The sequence below is a fragment of the Xenorhabdus budapestensis genome (assembly GCF_017743015.1).
GTDB classification, from domain to species: Bacteria; Pseudomonadota; Gammaproteobacteria; order Enterobacterales; family Enterobacteriaceae; genus Xenorhabdus; species Xenorhabdus budapestensis.
In genome coordinates this window covers 2,045,572-2,066,088 of the sequence record NZ_CP072455.1, presented here as the reverse complement: position 1 = coordinate 2,066,088, position 20,517 = coordinate 2,045,572, and the positions used below count along the sequence as shown (strand labels likewise).

At 43.0% G+C, this 20,517-nt stretch carries 17 protein-coding genes; 11 read left to right on the top strand and 6 right to left on the bottom strand.

The genetic code is table 11. The features are described from left to right. Positions 1-110: 110 nt before the first annotated feature. The 5 genes from HGO23_RS09320 to pspA all read right to left on the bottom strand — a co-directional run bounded on the left by HGO23_RS09320 (position 111) and on the right by pspA (position 4,144). The gene (locus HGO23_RS09320) at positions 111-1,214 is read right to left on the bottom strand and encodes a YcjF family protein (RefSeq protein WP_209028622.1); all 1,104 of its coding nucleotides are present in this window, start codon (positions 1,212-1,214) and stop codon (positions 111-113) included. Then, complete coding sequence (locus tag HGO23_RS09315; protein ID WP_209028621.1) at positions 1,211-2,608, bottom strand: YcjX family GTP-binding protein; 1,398 nt, start codon at positions 2,606-2,608, stop codon at positions 1,211-1,213. The genes HGO23_RS09320 and HGO23_RS09315 overlap by 4 nt, the downstream gene beginning before the upstream one ends. A 239-nt stretch (positions 2,609-2,847) precedes the next feature. Further along, a complete protein-coding gene (gene pspC / locus HGO23_RS09310) occupies positions 2,848-3,207 on the bottom strand; it encodes an envelope stress response membrane protein PspC (RefSeq protein WP_099135178.1) in 360 nt (119 codons plus the stop codon). Continuing rightward, entirely contained in the window at positions 3,207-3,428 is a 222-nt protein-coding gene (gene pspB / locus HGO23_RS09305; protein ID WP_099135177.1) for an envelope stress response membrane protein PspB, read from the bottom strand. Before pspB ends, pspC begins: the two co-directional genes overlap by 1 nt. A 44-nt stretch (positions 3,429-3,472) precedes the next feature. Next, on the bottom strand, positions 3,473-4,144 hold the full coding sequence (pspA, locus tag HGO23_RS09300; RefSeq protein ID WP_099135176.1) for a phage shock protein PspA: 672 nt from the start codon (positions 4,142-4,144) through the stop codon (positions 3,473-3,475). A 228-nt stretch (positions 4,145-4,372) separates the two neighbouring features. On the opposite strand from pspA, the gene pspF reads away from it, so the two are divergent. From pspF to fabI, 7 genes are all read left to right on the top strand, one after another. Further along, on the top strand, positions 4,373-5,401 hold the full coding sequence (pspF, locus tag HGO23_RS09295) for a phage shock protein operon transcriptional activator (RefSeq protein WP_099135175.1): 1,029 nt from the start codon (positions 4,373-4,375) through the stop codon (positions 5,399-5,401). 331 nt (positions 5,402-5,732) lie between these two features. After that, positions 5,733-7,478, top strand: coding sequence for an ABC transporter substrate-binding protein SapA (gene sapA / locus HGO23_RS09290; RefSeq protein WP_209028620.1), 1,746 nt, complete (start codon positions 5,733-5,735; stop codon positions 7,476-7,478). Beyond that, complete coding sequence (gene sapB, locus HGO23_RS09285; protein WP_099135173.1) at positions 7,475-8,440, top strand: putrescine export ABC transporter permease SapB; 966 nt, start codon at positions 7,475-7,477, stop codon at positions 8,438-8,440. The genes sapA and sapB overlap by 4 nt, the downstream gene beginning before the upstream one ends. Continuing rightward, positions 8,427-9,314, top strand: a complete 888-nt coding sequence (gene sapC / locus HGO23_RS09280; RefSeq protein WP_209028619.1) for a putrescine export ABC transporter permease SapC — start codon at positions 8,427-8,429, stop codon at positions 9,312-9,314. The genes sapB and sapC overlap by 14 nt, the downstream gene beginning before the upstream one ends. Continuing rightward, complete coding sequence (sapD, locus tag HGO23_RS09275; RefSeq protein ID WP_099135171.1) at positions 9,314-10,306, top strand: putrescine export ABC transporter ATP-binding protein SapD; 993 nt, start codon at positions 9,314-9,316, stop codon at positions 10,304-10,306. The genes sapC and sapD overlap by 1 nt, the downstream gene beginning before the upstream one ends. After that, positions 10,307-11,116 (top strand): putrescine export ABC transporter ATP-binding protein SapF, encoded by an 810-nt coding sequence (gene sapF / locus HGO23_RS09270; protein WP_099135170.1) that lies wholly within the window; start codon positions 10,307-10,309, stop codon positions 11,114-11,116. Positions 11,117-11,280: 164 nt separating this feature from the next. After that, entirely contained in the window at positions 11,281-12,069 is a 789-nt protein-coding gene (gene fabI / locus HGO23_RS09265) for an enoyl-ACP reductase FabI (RefSeq protein WP_099135169.1), read from the top strand. 291 nt (positions 12,070-12,360) lie between these two features. On the opposite strand, the gene HGO23_RS09260 is transcribed toward fabI, so the two are convergent. Then, positions 12,361-13,374: a helix-turn-helix transcriptional regulator gene (locus HGO23_RS09260; protein WP_244589861.1), complete on the bottom strand. Its 1,014-nt coding sequence runs from the start codon at positions 13,372-13,374 to the stop codon at positions 12,361-12,363. A gap of 265 nt (positions 13,375-13,639) precedes the next feature. On the opposite strand from HGO23_RS09260, the gene HGO23_RS09255 reads away from it, so the two are divergent. The 4 genes from HGO23_RS09255 to HGO23_RS09240 are packed head-to-tail and all read left to right on the top strand — an operon-like array spanning position 13,640 to position 20,453. After that, on the top strand, positions 13,640-15,637 hold the full coding sequence (locus HGO23_RS09255) for a TonB-dependent receptor (protein WP_209028618.1): 1,998 nt from the start codon (positions 13,640-13,642) through the stop codon (positions 15,635-15,637). Next, positions 15,634-16,881: an MFS transporter gene (locus HGO23_RS09250; RefSeq protein ID WP_099135167.1), complete on the top strand. Its 1,248-nt coding sequence runs from the start codon at positions 15,634-15,636 to the stop codon at positions 16,879-16,881. The genes HGO23_RS09255 and HGO23_RS09250 overlap by 4 nt, the downstream gene beginning before the upstream one ends. After that, positions 16,871-18,685: an ABC transporter ATP-binding protein gene (locus tag HGO23_RS09245; protein WP_209028617.1), complete on the top strand. Its 1,815-nt coding sequence runs from the start codon at positions 16,871-16,873 to the stop codon at positions 18,683-18,685. Before HGO23_RS09250 ends, HGO23_RS09245 begins: the two co-directional genes overlap by 11 nt. Continuing rightward, on the top strand, positions 18,672-20,453 hold the full coding sequence (locus HGO23_RS09240; protein ID WP_099135165.1) for an ABC transporter ATP-binding protein: 1,782 nt from the start codon (positions 18,672-18,674) through the stop codon (positions 20,451-20,453). Before HGO23_RS09245 ends, HGO23_RS09240 begins: the two co-directional genes overlap by 14 nt. Positions 20,454-20,517: the final 64 nt, after the last annotated feature.

Sequence of the window (20,517 nt, the reverse complement as noted above, 5' to 3'; positions counted from 1 at the left end):
TACTCGTTACTGTGCAATAGATGAAGCCCCTTGTCAGCTAAAGTTGACAATAAAGCAAAGTGTCAAATTTAAATGGCAGTCGCTTCTATTTGGTTACGATTTCTAGTTGGTTACAATCCCGTTTTTTTGGTTTCACTTTTGGACTTAGTCGCCAACGTATTTTTAAGCTGGTTAATCAGCTGATAACGGAAATCCCCCAATTTGGGTTTATCGTCATCAATCCAGGGTAAAGGACGACATAGCTCCATTGCCTTAATTCCCAAACGAGCCGTAAGCAACCCTGCTCCAATACCCTGCGCAGCACGGGCTGAAAGCCGGGCAGCAATATCCTGCGATAACCAATCCATTCCCACTTCTCTGACCAAATCTGACGCACCCGCAAAGGCAATATTCAGAAATACCAGCCGAAACAAACGAATACGGCTGAAATACCCCAATTCAATTCCATATATTGCCGCAATCCGGTTAATAAGACGAATATTTCGCCATGCAATGAAGGCCATATCCACCACAGCAAGTGGACTGACAGCGATCATCAGTGCAGATTCTGCCGCCGAACGACGGATCTCTTTTTTGGCCTGCTCATCCAGAACAGGTTGAACCAGCTTGCTGTATAACATAACTATCTCACGGTCATTGTGAGTTTCATGCACAGCAGTCTGCCAACGTTGCAAAGCCGGATGTTGTTGCCCTATACCTGCTTGTTCTGCCAATTTTTCACAAAATTGGCGTCCTTTGCTAATGCCATGACTTTGTAATAATGTTTTGGCGATATCGCGCTCTTCTGTCCGCTGACGTAAACGATAAAGACGACGCCATTCGCTGATTACACCACCTATTCCCGCAAAGATAATCAAACTGCCTGCGGCTGCTACGCCCAACGCAATCCAATTCTGTTGTTGCCATGACTGGTATATCCACTGAATAAACTGGGCAATAACACTGACTCCCAATAATAGCACTGCGCCAGAAAAAACTTTTCTCCACAAGCTGCGCTTAGGCTTCAATGCTGCATTAACAGCTCCTTCAAATTCACTTTCCTGCTCCTCAGCATTCAATTCAGGCATAGCCGGATAGAATTCGTTCTCCTGTTCATTGAATTCTTTTTGGGATTTCAGAGAAGGTTCTGATGATGTTGATAAAAGATTATCAAAATCGACTCTTGGTTTTAAGGAACCAGATCCCTTTGGCTCCGTCTTCAAGGAATCCGTCATGTCAGTTTGTCTCCTAATAAAAACTCCATCGCACTGTCCATGCGGATATGAGGTAACGGCTCATCAATATTAACTTGTCTTGGCCGAAATGACTCAAAACTGAAACCCTGCTTTTGCCAAAAAGCATTGTCAGGCAAACGTTGTGGCACTTCCCCCGGAAAAAATGTCAATAACTTATCATCTGACAAACGGTTTCCCTTGATAGCCGGGATCTTTTCTCCCTCATGCACCACAATACCACTTTCAGTTGCCTGAACTGACGCAAGACCAACACAATCCATACTGATCCCTTCAAATGCAGCATTCTGCCATGCTTCATGTACAAGTTGCTGGAGAAGGGAAACAAGATTGGCATGTTGATCCGCTGTGACATGATCCGCTTTGCTGGCTACAAACATTAACTTGTCAATGCAAGGCGAAAATAAACGGCGAAATAGCGTCCGTTTGCCATAATGAAAACTCTGCATTAGTTGTGTCAGCGCCAAACGCATATCGTTAAAGGCGTGTGGGCCACTGTTTAATGGCTGCAAACAATCAACCAGAACAATTTGCCTATCAAAACGAAGGAAGTGTTCTTTATAAAAATCCTTTACGATGTGATTGCAGTAGTACGTAAACCGTTCACGCAGCATACCAATATTGGTATTTTTATCCGCTTTAAGTAGTTGAGGCTCTCCGATTCGATCAATATCCGGCCAGGGAAAAAATTGCAGTGCAGGTGCTCCCGTCAAATCTCCCGGTAAGATAAAACGCCCCGGCTGAATGAAATGTAGCCCCTCTGTTTTACACTGGTGTAAATAATCCGTATAAGCCTGCGCAATTCTGGCCAACAGATTTTCATCGGCAGGTGCTAGTGGGTCACACTGTTTACATAATGCCAACCACGGTTCGGCCCAGCTTAACCTTTCACCTTTCAATAATCCGTTCATCTGCCATGACCATGCCAGATAACTCTGTTCCAGCATGGGTAAATCCAATAACCACTCTCCCGGATAATCGACAATTTCCAGATAAAGGGTGGAGGTTTCTTTGAGATAACGAAATAAAGAATCTTTTGAACGATAACGCAGAGCAAGACGGATTTCACTTACTCCCCGGGTCGGAATTGGCCAATAAGGCGGTATGTTATGCAACGCGGCAATGTTTTCATCATAGGTAAAACGGGGAACACCAAAATCCCGCTGGGGTACTCGTTTCACACCTAATAAACGCCCATCACGTACAGTTGAAAACAGCGGTAACCTGACACCATTGTGAACATGCAGAAGCTGATTGACCAAAGAAGTAATAAATGCTGTTTTCCCACTACGGCTTAATCCTGTTACTGCCAGCCGTAAATGGCGATCGATTCCACGATTAACAAGTGCCGTCAGTTCATTTTGCAATCGTTTCATGTTTCTCCTGAATTAGACACTATGACATTGTTTATGCCTGCCATATTTCAATAAAGACATCTCCAATGTCGTCCATTTTTATCATGACTTGTTTATTATGGCTTTGATTTTCCGAATAGGTGAATTCCCTCACCCAACCCAATGGGTGAGAGATAATGGGCGAGGGATTGCAGCCGGAGCAACCTTTAGATCTCTGCCAATAATTCAAGTTGCCTCACTGAAAATCTATCCGGCATCGCTTAAAGCTGGCGAAAGCGGCTGCGCACATTATAGGTATCAGAAGTAACATAACGTTCCATTTGGCGCAGACGTTCTTCCCCTGCCCGCAATTGGTAGTCAACTTCATCCAACATTTTTCGGGTTGATGGTGCCCGGTTTTCCTCTGCCTGATATCCCGTAGGTGCGGGATCTAACACAAAGGTCAGGATAATGTAGGCCAATACTGTTATGCCAAATAATCCAAAGAATAGTGACAATATTGTCATGGTACGGATGAGCGCAACTGGGACACCAAAATAGTGCGCTAACCCGGCACACACGCCTTTAATCACTCCCTGTTCTGGCAAACGGTAAAGTTTTCCACGGTAAGAGTTAGACATTATGACTGTCTCCAGTTTGGATGTTCTGCATCAAGAATATCTTCCAGCGTTTTGATTCGCTCCTGCATACGCCGGGCATTTTCTGCCAGCTGCTCCAAACGTTGAATTTCATTGTTCTCTAATTTACCGCGATTCTGGTGGCTGTAATGCAGCCATAACCAGATGGGTAACACAAAGAGTACAAACAGGATCAGTGGGATCCCCAGAAATATATTGGCCATTACCTTTCCTTAGTTGTAAATGGAAGTGCAAATAACATTTGCTATCACAGTGAATCTTTCGCACTCATTTTAGCCTTGAGTGCAGCAAGCTGTGCACTAATTTCATCATCCGCTTTCAATTCTGCAAACTGCTGTTCCAGTGATTGTTTTTTCCCCAGACCAACAGCTTCCGCTTCTGCTTCCATGTGGTCAATTCTGCGCTCAAACTGCTCGAAACGTGCCATGGCTTCATCAATTTTACCGCTGTCTAACTGACGACGTACTTCACGGGAAGAAGCCGCCGCCTGATGACGCAAAGTCAAAGATTGTTGTCTTGCCCTCGCTTCTGTCAATTTGTTTTCCAGTTCAGCAATTTCTCCTTTGATACGGTCAAACGTTTCATCCAGAATAGACAGTTCGTTTTTCAGCGTTTCAACCAATTGGCTGACTTTTTGTTTTTCAATCAAGGCGGCACGAGCCAGGTCTTCTTTATCTTTACTCAATGCCAATACGGCTTTTTCCTGCCAACCTTCAATTTGACTTTCTCCGGTGCTGATACGGCGCAGAAGCTGCTTTTTCTCAGCCAATGTACGGGCAGATGTTGAACGTATCTCCACCAGCGTATCTTCCATCTCCTGAATCATCAAGCGGATCATTTTTTGTGGATCTTCTGCTTTATCCAGCAAAGAAGAGATATTAGCGTTAACGATATCAGCAAAACGAGAAAAAATACCCATAGTCATAAACCTCTTTCATTAGAATATATGTATGTTATGCCTGTGTACTGTTAAGTAAGATACAGAGTAAGGCATTCAGTTAAATACAAGATACGTGCCAACTTTTATCTCTCAATTATCATATTGAAATATATCGTTTAATTTTCATTTGATTTTTTCTTACAATGTTTTAATGTAGTCAAATCAACCAGTAACTGGCTAAAAACACCATCTATTAGTGGAAAAATTATGAATCAGTTCACTGATAACCTATTAGGGGAAGCAAACAATTTTATTGAGATTTTGGAACAAGTCTCTGAATTGGCAAAATTAAATAAACCTGTTTTGGTTTTGGGAGAACGAGGAACAGGTAAAGAACTAATTGCCCGCCGTTTGCACTATCTTTCTCCCAGGTGGCAAGGCCCTTTTATTTCACTGAACTGTGCCGCCCTCAACGAAAATTTACTGGATTCAGAGCTTTTTGGTCATGAAGCTGGTGCTTTTACCGGTGCCCGTTCGAAGCATCTGGGGCGTTTTGAACGGGCCGATGGCGGAACACTGTTTCTTGACGAACTTGCTACTGCTCCAATGCAAGTACAAGAAAAGCTATTAAGGGTCATTGAGTATGGATATTTTGAACGCGTGGGAGGCAGCCAAGCCTTACAAGTTGATGTCCGGCTGATCTGTGCCACCAATGAAGATTTACCTGCTATGGCAGCTCATGGAAAATTCAGGGCTGACTTGCTCGACAGGCTGGCATTTGATGTTGTCAACATCCCTCCATTGCGCCAAAGACATCAAGATATTATGTTACTGGCACAACACTTTGCCATTCAAATGTGTCAGGAATTAAGCCTTTCTTTCTTTCCGGGATTTACCGAACAAGCCAAACAGCAGTTACTTGATTATCATTGGCCCGGCAATGTTCGTGAATTGAAAAATGTTATAGAGCGCTCTATCTACCGCCATGGAGATAATCAAAATGAATTAAATACTGTTATTATCAATCCTTTTTCAACATCACCAATATCTTCATCTTCCGCACAAACGGTGTCAGATAAGACCTCCAACCATAATGTAGCCAGTGACTATTTTCTTCCCGATTTACCTCTCGATTTAAGACAATGGCAAAATGACTGTGAAAAGCGACTGATTATACAAGCAATAACAGAAAGCCAATACAGCCAGAAAAAAGCGGCTGAAAAACTCAACCTGACATACCATCAATTACGTGGGTTAATCAAAAAACATCACATCAATATCCATGTTATGGATTAAAAATTATCGGCTATTTATGGGTTAGTTTTGGGCTATAAAAGAAAAAATGCAGAAGGTTGTGCAGATAAAAAAATAGCCAGCACCCGAGCTGGCTAATAATAAAAATACTGGAAGCAATGTGAGCAATGTCATGCTTGTTGAGACAACAGACTGGGGTCATGAAATACATCTCAACAGCACGATGAGAATGATAATGCTTATCAATAGTGATTGTAAAGTATTTTATTGAGAATTTTTCTCACTATCGTGATCTACCCATTGTTTTTGAGCAAGAAGGGTTAGTTAAGCTACAATAGCCAGACTTTTTCCCATAACTGATCTGATGTTTCATATGCGCTATTTGATTTACTGGATCATATTATTGTTTTCAGCATCCACTCTGGCTGCTGAGATAGCAATTCCAGAAACGACTAAAGCTACTGCCAAAGTGGCTCATGGACATATATCAGAAGGTATATCCTATGTTCCGGCAGCCCTGCGGCGGAATGGTTTTATTTATTGCGTCAACGGTAACCTGAATACCTTTAACCCCCAAATGGCTATTAGCGGCCTGACCGTAGATACTCTGGCCGCCCAGATTTATGATCGCCTGCTGGGAGTAGATCCTCTGACTTATCGTTTAATGCCAGAATTAGCTTCTCGCTGGGAAGTAAGGGATAACGGAGCAACATACCGTTTTTACCTGCGTCATAATGTTGCTTTTCAGTCAACTGCCTGGTTTACTCCGACCCGTATGATGAATGCTGATGATGTTATCTTCAGCTTCCGCCGTTTATTCGACAAAACGCACTATTATCATTATATCAACGGTGGGCATTACCCCTATTTTGATAGTTTACAGTTTGGTGATTCCGTTCAGGATATCCGAAAAATAGATACATATACTGTCGAGTTCCGCCTGAACGCCCCTGATGCTTCTTTTCTCTGGCATTTAGCCACTCATTATTCTCCTATATTATCTGCGGAATATGGGCAGAAACTGTATAGCACAAACAGAGAGGAACAAATTGACTGGCAGCCCGTCGGGACAGGGCCATTCATGCTGGAAGATTATCAGATGGGGCAATATATCCGTCTTGTCCGGCATGATAATTATTGGAAAGGTAAGCCATTGATGGAACAATTCGTTGTAGATACTGGAGCGGGTGGTACAGGCAGGATATCCAAATTACTCACTGGTGAATGTGACGTATTAGCCTACCCAACGGCTAACCAATGGAGCTTACTCCATAATGATCCAAACTTGCGCCTGACCTTACGTTCAGGGATGAATATTGCCTATCTTGCATTCAATACCAGTAAACCGCCATTAGATAAACTGGAAGTGCGTCAGGCCATTGCATATGCCATTAATAACCAAAGATTGATGCGAACTATCTATTATGGTACGGCTGAAACCGCGGCATCTATTTTACCAAGAGCATCATGGGCTTATGATAATCGGGCTGAAATCACCGAATATAATCCGGCAAAAGCCCGCAAGATCCTGCATAAATTGGGTTTAACTGGACTGGAGCTGACATTATGGGTGCCAACCACTTCACAACCCTATAACCCAAGTCCTTTGAAAATGGCGGAGTTGATTCAAGCAGATCTGGCACATGTCGGTATTAACATGTCTATCCGCTCTGTTGAAGGCCGTTTTCAGGAAAACCAATTAATGGACAAAACCCATGATATGACGTTAGCGGGTTGGTCTACTGACAGTAACGATCCCGATAGTTTTTTCCGCCCGCTTTTTAGTTGTGCAGCTATCGCATCTCAAACAAATTTGAGCCGCTGGTGTGATCCGACTTTTGATAATGCAATCCACCAGGCACTGTTAGATCAACAACTCGCGTCACGTATCAAAAGTTATCATATTGCACAGCAAATCCTTGCCCAACAATTACCTGTATTACCATTAGCCTATCCAATGAGATCACAGATATTTCGCTATGATATTAAAGGATTAGTTCTGAGTCCTTTTGGCAATAGCTCCTTTGCCGGTGTTTACCGAGAGCAGGAACACTATATATCTACTGAACATATATCTACTAAACTTACGCCGGCTAAAAACGAAAAGGGAAGCAAATGATTATTTATATTCTGCGTCGTTTGCTATTGCTGGTTGTGACGTTATTTTTTCTCTCATTAATCAGCTTTAGTCTGGTGTATTTTACTCCTCACGGACCTTTGAGCGGTGCATCACTGATTGATGCCTATCTGTTCTATTTTCACGGCCTGCTACAGTGGGATTTTGGCATTTCCAGCATTAATGGTGAGAGAATTGTTGAACAACTGTATGATGTATTTCCGGCAACTCTTGAACTTTGCCTGCTTTCATTCACTCTGGCGTTATTAATTGGTATCCCTTTAGGGATTATTGCTGGTGTATGGCGGAATAAAAAGGCAGATAAAATTATCAGCACGCTTGCACTGTTTGGTTTTTCTATTCCAGTGTTCTGGCTGGCTTTACTACTCACTCTCTTATTTTCACTGCATTTAGGTTGGTTACCAATATCAGGAAGGATTGACTTGCTGTACCGGATGGAACCCGTAACAGGTTCAGCACTAATTGATGCCTGGTTATCAAAAAGCCCTCATCGTAATGAAATGATCATGAATGTCATCCTGCACATGATTTTACCTGTTATCACACTGTCAGTTGCTCCGATGACTGATGTTATTCGCTTGATGCGTAATAGTGCGGAAGAGGTTTCAGCATCCAACTATATAAGATCTGCTTCCATTCGTGGCTTATCAAGACTGACGATTATCCGTCGTCATTTACTGCATAATGCCCTGCCTCCCATTATCCCCAAGCTGGGATTACAATTCTCAACCATGCTCACATTAGCCATGGTCACAGAACAAGTCTTCAATTGGCCGGGATTAGGACGTTGGCTCATCAGTGCCATTCGTCAACAGGATTATTCGACTATCTCTGCGGGGGTGATGATAATAGGAACTTTAGTTATTTCAGTTAACGTGCTGACAAATATTATTGGCGCGATGGCTAATCCCTTAAAACATAAGGAATGGTATGCCCTTAGATAATTTATACCGTGAAAAGAAAACGCCTTCACCCCTAAAAGTTATCTGGCGTTTTTTCTATGCTGACGCACTGGCAATGACGGGTTTCTATGGCGTACTGATTTTAATTGTCTTAAGTCTTTTCGGTAGCTATATTGCTCCATATCAGCTTGATCAGCAATTTATCGACCAGTTAATGCCCCCTTCGTGGTCACATTACGGTAATGTGGCCTTTTTTCTTGGCACAGATGATCTTGGGCGGGATATTTTCAGTCGATTATTGATTGGCACTTCTTCTACTTTTGGTGCGGCATTGGTTGTGACTACGGCAGCAGCCATTGTCGGATTATTTATCGGCAGCCTTGCTGGGATAACACATGGGTTGAAGTCTGCAATTCTGAACCACATTCTTGACACCTTACTTTCTATTCCCTCACTGCTATTGACCATCATTGTAGTTGCTTTTGTGGGAGCCAGTCTGCAACATGCGATGATTGCTATCTGGCTGGCCTTATTACCAAGGATCGTGCGGACCATTTACACCGCTGTGCATGACGAGTTGGATAAAGAATATATCATTTCTGCCCGTTTGGATGGCGCTTCAAATTATCATATTTTACGTTATGCCGTTTTTCCGAATATTACTGCTGTGATAGTCAGTGAATTAACACGTACTTTCTCTATTGCCATCCTTGATATTGCAGCTTTAGGTTTTCTCAATCTTGGCGCACAATTGCCATTACCTGAATGGGGAGCTATGCTCGGTGGATCACTGGAATTAATCTACACTGCCCCCTGGACAGTGATGTTACCTGGTGTGGCGATTATGCTCAGCGTCCTGCTGGTTAACTTACTTGGTGATGGCCTGCACCGTGCTATTAATGCAGGAGTCGAATAATGCCGTTACTCGATATCCGTAATCTTACAATTGAATTCATGACGGCAGAAGGCCCTGTCAAAGCCGTTGACAGGATGAGTATTTCGTTAACAGAAGGTGAAATACTCGGACTGGCCGGTGAATCAGGTTCTGGTAAAAGCCTGATCGCCAAGGCTATTTGTGGTGTCACAAAAGATAACCTTACAGTTACCGCAGATCGTTTCCGCTTCAATGATATTGATTTATTACGCCTGACACCAAAACAGCGCCGTAAAATCATTGGTCACAATATTTCAATGATATTTCAAGAACCCCAATCATGCCTCGATCCATCGGAGAGTATTGGTAAACAACTTATTCAATCTATTCCCGGCTGGACGTTTAAAGGTCGTTGGTGGCAACGATTTAACTGGAAAAAACGCCGTGCTATTGAATTGCTCCATCGGGTGGGCATCAAAGATCACCATGACATTATGAACTCTTATCCCTATGAGTTAACTGATGGAGAGTGTCAAAAAGTGATGATTGCCATTGCGCTTGCCAATCAGCCAAGATTGCTGATTGCCGATGAACCGACCAATGCAATGGAGCCAACAACGCAGGCCCAAATATTCCGTTTGCTATCGAGTCTGAATCAAAACAACAACATGACGATTTTGTTAATTAGCCATGATTTGCAAATAATGAGTAAATTAGTAAAGCGCATCAACGTGTTATATTGTGGTCAAACGGTGGAAAGTGCTACACCTGATGAGCTGCTGGTAACTCCTCGTCATCCTTATACACAGGCATTGATTCGTTCAATTCCTGACTTCGATAGCCCACTACCCCATAAAAGTCGCCTGAACACCCTACCCGGTGTGATTCCATCATTGGAACATTTGCCGATTGGATGCCGGCTGGGGCCTCGTTGCTCTTATGCCCAGAAGACCTGTATTGAAACGCCACGATTGCGGGGGGTCAAAAGTCATACCTTTGCTTGTCACTTCCCCTTGAACATGGAGGAACAATAAATGGTCAAGACATTATTGGAAGTTAAAAACCTGACGAAAACGTTCCGTTATCGTGCCGGATTTTTCCGCCGTCATCATCTTAATGCCGTGAAACCCGTAAGTTTTACTTTGCAACCCAGCAAAACACTGGCGATCATCGGAGAAAATGGCTCAGGCAAATCTACACTGGCCAGAATGCTGTCAGGGGTTATCGAACCTACAGCAGGTGAGATATTGATCAACAACCATAAACTGGTTTACGGGGATTATAGTTATCGTAGCCAGCTCATCCGCATGATTTTTCAAGATCCCAGTACGTCATTAAATCCTCGTCAACGGATTGGTCAAATTCTGGATATGCCTTTAATCCTGAATACGAAACTCTCTCCTTCTGAACGGGAAAAACGCATCAATCAGACATTACGCCAAGTCGGGCTGTTGCCCGATCATGCCAATTATTACCCACACATGCTGGCTTCAGGTCAGAAGCAACGTGTGGCACTGGCACGAGCACTAATATTACAACCACAAATTATTGTTGCTGATGAAGCATTAGCTTCTCTTGATATGTCTATGCGTTCCCAGATTATTAATCTGATGCTGGAATTACAGGAGAAACATGGTATTGCCTACATATATGTCACCCAACACCTCGGTATGATGAAACACATCAGTGATCAGGTGTTAGTCATGCATCAGGGGGAAGTCGTAGAGCGCGGTAATACTGCCGAAGTGCTGGCGTCTCCATTACATGATATTACACGCAAGATGATAGCCAGCCATTTTGGCGAACCTCTGTCCGCCGAAGCATGGAGACAGGATATCACTTGATTTTATCACTGATCGGAACAGCAGTGGAAACTCACCACATTTTTTTCCAGCGTGGTAGAATCATACCCGTTTATTAACAATGATACCCTAGTTATAGTGAGTATATTATTATTCCACAATATTAACTTTGGTATTTTGATCATTAAGAACAATAAGGAACTGCTATGGGTTTCATGACCGGCAAGCGCATTCTAATCACTGGCGTCGCCAGTAAACTGTCTATTGCCTATGGAATTGCTAAGGCAATGCACGATCAAGGTGCTGAACTGGCTTTTACCTACCAAAATGACAAATTGAAACCTCGTGTCGAAGAATTCGCTGCATCACTGAATTCGAACATCGTTCTGCCATGCGACGTGGCTAAAGATGAAAGTATCGACACATTGTTCGCTGAACTAGGTAAAGTATGGCCGAAATTCGACGGTTTTGTTCACTCTATCGGCTATGCACCTGCTGAACAACTTGACGGTGATTATGTCAATGCCGTCAATCGCGAAGGCTTCAAAATTGCACATGATATCAGTGCATACAGCTTTGTTGCGTTGGCAAAAGCCTGTCGCAGCATGTTGAATCCTGACTCTGCCCTGCTTACCTTAAGCTATTTAGGTGCAGAGCGCGCAATCCCTAACTACAACGTTATGGGGTTAGCAAAAGCGTCTCTGGAAGCAAACGTACGTTACATGGCAAATGCGATGGGCGCTGAAGGTATTCGTGTTAATGGTATTTCCGCAGGCCCAATCCGCACTCTGGCCGCATCTGGTATCAAGGACTTCCGCAAGATGCTGGCACACTGTGAATCTGTCACACCTATCCGTCGTACCGTTACCACAGAAGATGTAGGTAATGCTGCTGCATTCCTGTGCTCTAACCTGGCTGGCGGTATTACTGGTGAGATCCTGCATGTTGATGGCGGATTCAGCATCGCTGCTATGAATGAACTGGAATTGAAATAATTTCGGTAAATTTTTGATACAATGAGATAAGTTAAGAGAGAGTATTATCTCTGAACTTATCTCTTCTTTCCTGATAATTAGATTATTCCGGTTGTACTATGGTCACGAATTTCAGTCCAAATTTCATTGGTATTAGAGTTTTGTCGAAAAAGTGAGAGCTTAAAAATGATCTGTCTGTCGAATTCAGAGATTTCACACTTTTAAAAAAGGACTTGTTTTCTTGAACTCAAATAGTTACCAAATAAGAATACTATAATATCAATCAACAAATTGTTGTCACAATCAAACCTGCTATTGACCTCCTACTGCAATATATTCTGTCATTATTGTATGATTCACAGCATATTTCGCCTGCCATGCTTTCGGATTGATCAGATAATGTTGCCGAAAACGTTTAGAAAAATGGCTTGGACTGGAATAACCTACTGCTGTAGCAACTTCAATAACACTCATCCCTTTTTTCAATAAATCTTCTGCCGTGATCATACGAACATTTTCCAGATATTGATGGAAGGTACGAAAAACAACCGCACGGAATCCCTCTTTTAATTTCCGCTCATTCAAACCTACTGCTCTTGATAATGATTTTATTGTCCAAGGGTAATGATAGTCGTTATTAATTATTTTTATTGCATTGTAAACAGCTCGACGCTGTAAGCCGTTAATCGCATTATATTGGCAATCATAAACTTGAGCCGTCACACACGCGAGAATTTCTAATGCTTTTGCCTTTAAATAAATCTTGCGGACATTACCATTTAATTGACATTCTTCTATTTGATTAACTATCTGCATAAATGGCGGATGAATAGGACCAGCCATCATTAATACATTACTGTAACTAACATTTTTTTCAAAACTAGTCGCTAATTTGGTAAAAGATGGCAATTCCTGAGCTTCAATTTCGTTCAGAGAAAAACGAATATCAAGAATATGCCATTTTCCACTACCAAAAAAATTCATACCTCGTGTTTTTTTAGGGGAATAGAAAAATATCATTGTTCCCGGATTAATATCTAAAATATCGCCGTTTTCAATCGCCATTTTTCCTTTCCCACTTAGAACAAAAGCAATTGATACCGTTGGTGGCCCTTCACAATATTCTGTTAAATCTTTGTTAAGATCGAGACGAATACGGTTTATATGAATTCCGTCAGATAATTCCTCAGTAAGTAACGGGGGATTTATATTATTTTCCACCACCTGTGGACGTATGTAATTGCAATGACCAGCAGTGAAAATGCACAATTTCTCGCTATAAATCGTCTTCATGAGATCCTCTGTAAAATTAGCATCAGATTCCATTTAAAAAGCTATTTCCACAATAAAAACAGTATATTGTTCGTGCTAGATTCATTATGCTTTTATTTTATATATATATACATAATGTAAATATCACGCAATTTATCATTAATGATAATTATTATCAATAGTACGTATCGCGTTACTTTTGTCCCTATCCCGTTAGCCCTATTTCTCTATTCCTGTTAGCCTCCCTGATAAGTTTTCTTCGTTTTACCATACCTGATTTTTGTAAAACATGATTTGAAAGGGCATAATGAGTACTTATATGAAAAAAAAATATGCTAATGCGTCTGTCTTATGTTGCTTAATTACACCCGTAGTCTGGGCGGAACATACATCTGAAGCGAAAGAAGATGTTTTGATCGTGACGGCTAACAAACAGAAGGAAGCATTAAATAAAATTAATGGCAGCATTTTGGTTAAAACTGGCGAAGAACTTGAGCAAGCGGGAATTACCCAAGTGCAGGATCTTGAACGTGCCTTCCCCGGTTTACAAATTCGCTCTCGCGGTAACCGAACCTATTCGGCAACCACAATCCGCGGTATCAGTTCACCTGACTATTATTCACCTTCCGTTCGAATTTATGTTGATGGTGTTCCTCAGGATCATCAATTCCTAACACAAGAATTAATTAATGTAGAACGCGTAGAATTATTACGTGGCCCTCAAGGCACTTTATACGGCAGGAACGCCCAAGCGGGAGTTATCAATATTGTTACCCGTTCCCCCAAAGAAGGTCCCTGGCTTAACCTGTCTGGTAATTATTCTAAATTGAAACAAGGCGGTTCCTTCAGCGGATCAACGCCTCTTATAGAAGGCATTCTTTATGGCAGTACGAGCCTACGTTGGGTAAAAGAACCTGGGCAAATTGATGCACCAAATCGTAAAAGTATTGACTCCAGTAAAACTTGGTTAGGTAAAGGCCAACTGACATTTGCGCCAGATGATTCACCTTTCAATGCTGAACTTAGCTTTGCTCACGAGGATCTCAACTCACATGAAGAGCTTTATTTAACCGACGAGCAATTCCGTCGGAAAGAGTACGATGGCCCTATTCCTGATTTAAAACGGCGAGTCAACAGTTATGCACTGAAGGCTGAATATGATTTCGGCAACAGTGCATTAACCAGTGTCACTTCCTATCAGGATCGCGATATTTTCCGTAATTTCATCGGGGGTCAATGGAAAGAGAAGCACCACGCCACAACCCAAGAACTGCGTTTAAATTCTAACTACTCAAATGGAATCACCAGTGTTCTCGGCGGTTGGTTCTCAAATGAAAATAGTAAACATCTGGTTGGTGCTTATCCTGGTTACTATAGTGATTCCCTGAACACAATTAAGACAAAATCCCTGGCACTGTTTGGTGAGGTTAAATTACCACTCGCTTCTCAATGGGATCTGACTCTTGGCGGACGTTTGTCACATGAAAAATCACAGATAGCCTATGCAGGCCGTTCTGGCATAAAGACGATCAACGCTTTTGAAAATCAAGTTTCCAACAATGAGTTTACACCTAAAGCGGCTTTGGGCTGGCAATTCACGCCTAATACCCGTTTCTATATTTCTGCCACTAAAGGTTATAAACCCGGCGGATTCAATAACATTATTTCCTCTGCTGAGGATAGAAAGCCTTACGATACCGAAACTTCAGACAATTATGAATTCGGCTGGAATAGCGCATTCTTTGATGATGCCGTGACATTAAACAGCGCGATTTATTACATCTATTCAAAAGACAAACAGATCTATGTTGGACCTATTGCCATGCAATCCATTCGCAATGCCGGAAAAGCAGAAAGTAAAGGTATTGAACTGAGTAGCCAGATTAAACCAATGCAGGGGCTCAGATTTTCTCTTGGCGCTAACGTTGGTAAATCAAATTTCACTTATGCAACCGATACAACAACTGGCGTAAGTTACAACGGCAAACGTCTGCCTTATGCACCAAATGTCATGCTTAATGCAGGTATCGACTATCTGATTAAACAGACATTCTTACCAGGAAATCTCTATGTCAATGCTGGTGCCCGCCATTATTCAAAAAGCTACTTTGATGAAGCAAATACCCTTGAACAAGGTGCATATACTCTCTATGACGCTTCATTAAGTTTAGAGATGACCCATGGTGTCAATATTAAGCTTTATGGCGAAAACCTGGGCAATAAAAAGTACCGTGTTTCTAGTTTCCCGAAAGGCCATACGCTCAGTATGATGAGTAAGGGCTTGAATGTTGGGCTGGATGTGAGCATTGCACTATGACGAGCAATATTTCAAACTCCCGTCATGTTTCGTTACTACTTCTGACTTTGGCTGGTGTTTACACCATACAAAGCACCATTGGTATGTTAACGTTACAAAGCATGCCTGCGTTTCTGCGCAGTCACGGTGTAACGCCGGATAAAATAGGGTTACTTTATCTGTTAATGTTACCCTGGGCATGCAAATTTCTTTGGGCGCCGATTGTAGAGCATTATCGTAAATCAGGTTCGGGGGATACCAACCCCCGCCGCATCATGCTCTGTGGTAACATTTTAATTTTTTTCCTTTTCTGTTTAATATCATTGGCAAAACCTGCCGAACATATGCCGTTAATTATAGCGGCGCTATTTCTGATAACACTTTGCCTGACCGTCGTAGATACTACCACAGATGGTCATGCTATTGATCGGTTATCACCACAGCATCGCCCCTGGTGCAATGTCATGCAGGTTGGTGGTAGTTATCTGGGAGCAATTATCGGTAGCGGCCTGTTTTTATATCTGACCTCACTGTATGGATGGCACATTGGAGCAGGCGTATTAGCCATAGTGATTCTCTTGATGTCGCTGCCTATTTTATTCATCCGAAAAATACAGGAAAAGAGAGAACCGGATGTTTCAAAGTCTACCGCCCCCCCATCCCTCAAGATTGCATTTCGCCGTACTCCGGTTAAACAGGCATTGGTTTTAATCCTGTTATGTATGCTTGGTACACGTCTGTCACTCGGTATGCTCTCTCCATTTTTGGTCGATCGCGGAGTGGATTTAACTCAATTAGGCATTATTGCAGCCAGCGGAGGTGCATTAGCCGGATTATCTGGTGTCCTGTTTGGCGGTATTCTTGTACGTAAGTTGGGCACCATGCAAACATTAATGGGCCTTATGCTGCTTGAATGTATAGTGCTGGTGGGGATTTTTTGGATTGCCCAACAACCAAAATCCTCCGTATCTTTGCTTTCAGCAGCATACGTCTTTATCACGTTGATCACTGCGGCAAAATTTGTTGCCTTATACACCCAGATGATGTCTCTGGCAGTAGGCACCCAATCTGGTGTGGATTTTGCTGTGATGCAATCGGCAGATATGGGCATTGCGATCATCTGTTCAATGCTCGGTGGACTGCTGGTTACCAAAGCGGGCTATTCTTCCCTTTTCGCTCTCGCATCACTCTTCACCCTCGCTGGCCTGTTCTGGACACTACGCAAGTACCACGATTTCCAAAAGGAAAACATCTATGCTCAGTAACGACTCGTCTGTCCAGAATTCGCCAGAGCAACGTGCCGCTGATGCCGGCGTTCTTAAAGCATTATGGAATATGATGCGCCCATACCGTGCTCTGAATTACGTAGCTATTGCACTTGCCATTGTTTCCGCTGGCCTGCAAATTTTGCCGGCGGCAGTTGCTGGGCTGATTACTCAATCCATCTATAACAGGCAATACGACACACTCCTGAGTTATGGTGTCATGTTATTAAGTTCTACTTTTGCCGCTATGTTGACTTTCAGTGCTTCAACGTTTGTTTCTCATTTGATAGCTGCCGACGTTCAGGCTGATATTCGGCGTAATATCAGTAATAAGTTGAAGTCCGTTCCTCTGGGCTTCTTTATGCTAACTGACAGTACTGAAATCAAAAAGATAATGTTAGATGACGTCGAACAGCTCGAAGATGGGATTGCCCACATTATTCCAGAAATGTCAGCAACCCTGTTCGGCCCGCTGATCGCGGTGAGCGTCATGTTGGCTATCGATTGGCGACTGGCATTGGCGGCATTTGCTCCAACCTTAGGCGCTTGTCTACTGTTCATCTATATCCAGATGAAAGTTCAAACCACAACTCAGCGCTTTTACGCAGCCCAAAATCGCATTGCTTCGACGATGGGAGAAGTTATCAATGCAATCCCCGTAGTAAAAACCTATTCAGGCGGCAATATTGCGCTACAGCGTGCCGAAAAAGCATTTACCGCTCTGACACGTATTATCGATGTTTGGGTAGAGAAGGTGCAGGTCAAATCCAGCCGATTTTTTGTCCTATCCAGCGCCAATTTACTGTTCGTACTCCCTTTGGCGGTCTGGTTAGTTAACCGACAAGAAATCTCGATATTTGAATTTACCTTCTTTATTCTGGCTGCCATGGCGTTCGGCAATATTGCCTCCTCCATGTTCGCTGTAATGACCCGCTTGCAACAGCAAGAAGCATTAATCACACGTTATCACTGGTTAATGAACCAACCTGAACTAGCACCATGTGCTCAGAGTCACACACCTGTTGATAACAGTGTAACTTTGCAAAATGTCAGTTTCTCCTACCAAGATGAGCAGGATAATGCCTTAAATAACATCTCATTCTCCGTACCGGCCGGAAGCTCAATGGCTCTGGTCGGAGCCAGTGGTTCTGGTAAATCCACAGTAGCCAGTTTGATTGCTCGTCTTTGGGACCCGCAGCAAGGCAAAATTACTGTTGGTGGTGTTGATATCCGCAATATGGATGAACTCACCCTGCGCAATAACATCTCTTTTGTTTTTCAGCGGGTATTTCTGTTCAACGATACGGTAGCTAATAACATACGCTTGGCCCGTCCTAATGCTTCCCTGGCTGAGGTTGAAGCCGCAGCTATCGCAGCTCAAGCACACCAATTTATCCAACAGTTACCACAGGGTTACAACACAGTACTGAACAACGGTATCAGCTTATCTGTGGGAGAAAAGCAGCGTATCGCCGTTGCCGCCGCTATCCTGAAAAACGCGCCAATCCTTGTCTTGGATGAAGCGACCGCCTATGCCGATCCTGAGTGTGAAAAAGAGATGCAACAAGCACTCAACGCACTATGTCATACCCAAACAGGCCAGAATAAGACAGTGATTGTTATTGCCCATCGCCTGCCGACCATTTGTCATCTTGATCAAATAGTGGTTTTGGATAAAGGACAAATCATTGAACAAGGCATCCATGATGAACTTATCACACAGCAAGGTGCCTATGCCAAACAGTGGGCTGCTTGGCGGGGAGAAAATACCAGAACAGGAGTAAATTATCATGGGGTTATTTAATCGTCTCCAGCAACATCTGTCCCCGAAACTGCAACGGGTTTGGTTCATTGGCTTGTTATATAAGCAGCTTGATACCATAGCAATTATTGCTCAACTTGCCATCGCAGCTTGGGCTATCACACATCTGGAGGATCGTCATCTGAAAGAAGGTAGCACTGATATGCTGCCGATTATCACTCTGATATTATTAGTTATTTTATTGTTGTTGCGGTTCGCGTTTATGTCCCGCGCACTGCGTAAACTCACCATTGCCGCTTATGGATTGGGTATCGAGATCCGGCGCTCTTTACTACAACGGCTTGTGAGTATGTCGGTCGCGACAATTCGGGGCTTAAGTGCCGGAAAAATAGCGCTGACATTATCCGAGGATGTGCTATGGCAGGAAAATCAGTCAGCCTATACCACTCCACAAATCACCTGTCAGATTGTGATGCTGGCGCTCATTTATCTGGCTTTATTTTGGTTCGATTGGTTTGTGGCTGGCAGTGCGTTGTTAGTATTGATGGTTGGATTATTCATCCTGATCGCGATCCGCCAAAAACTCAATGAAATATTACGTCGACGAGCTGCTATGATGGCTGGCGTATCTGAAGCGATTGTAGAATATGCACAAGGCATGGCCTTTATCCGTGCAGCAGCAACAACCACAACGGTAGAACAACGTTTTGTCCAAGAAATTGAACAATTACGTACCGCATTCCGACGGGGAGTATTCAAAAGCATACCACTATTGAGTCTGTTCTACATCGTTATTGATACGAGTGTAGTTGTGGGAATACTGGCTGGTGCTCTACGCTTCCATGTGCCAGAAACGCTCTCAATTTCCGAAATGCTCATCACAACCCTACTATTGTTTGCCACGATTACCCCTTTACGCGGGATTATTCCCCTGATCAATGTAACTGCATTGACACAAGTGGGTGAAACGCATATTGCCGAGATAGAAACAGTTGCAACGCAAGTTTCTGGGCCATTAGCCGCACCTACTCAATATGATGTTGAAGTTAACAATATCTCATTTAGTTATCCGGGTACTAGCCAACCCGCTATCCAAAACGTTTCATTCTATGCACCACAAGGAAGTATAACTGCCATTGTGGGGCCTAGCGGCAGCGGTAAATCTACGCTGGCTTATTTATTGCTCTCTTTCTATCAGCTAGACAAAGGTGAAATTCACCTGGGTGGAAATCTCATCCATCATTATCAGACTCAGGCACTGTATGACACCGTCACAATGGTGTTTCAGGAAACCGCACTATTTCAGGATACTGTCGCGAATAATCTCCGTTTGGGGGATCCAAATGCGACTCAGTTGGAATTGGAGCAAGCTGCTCGTCTTGCCAATATTCACGACACAATTATGGCTCTGCCACAAGGATACGACACCCTTTTAGGTGTAGATGGCGGTACATTATCCGGCGGTGAACGCCAGCGTCTTGCCATTGCTCGCGCTATCTTAAAACAGTCTCCTGTTTTATTCCTGGACGAAGCAACCGCTTCACTAGATCCTGAAAATGAGCGATTGATACAAAAAGCATTTTCTTCTCTTACCGAGAATAAAACTGTCTTTGTTATCGCTCATCGATTAAGCACGATAACTCGTGCTGATCAGATATTAGTAATGGATCATGGAACCCTTTGTGATAGCGGAACCCATGACGAATTACTACAACGTTGTCCACTTTATCAATCTCTCTGGAAAAATCATCTTGGTTCAGAAGAGCATTGGCATTTGCAACCAAAACATTTATCCGAGACATCCACTTAGAAATATTCATTCCAATAAATTGTAACTCCGTTTATTGATTTATTAGGTAACTGCCATTTTTATA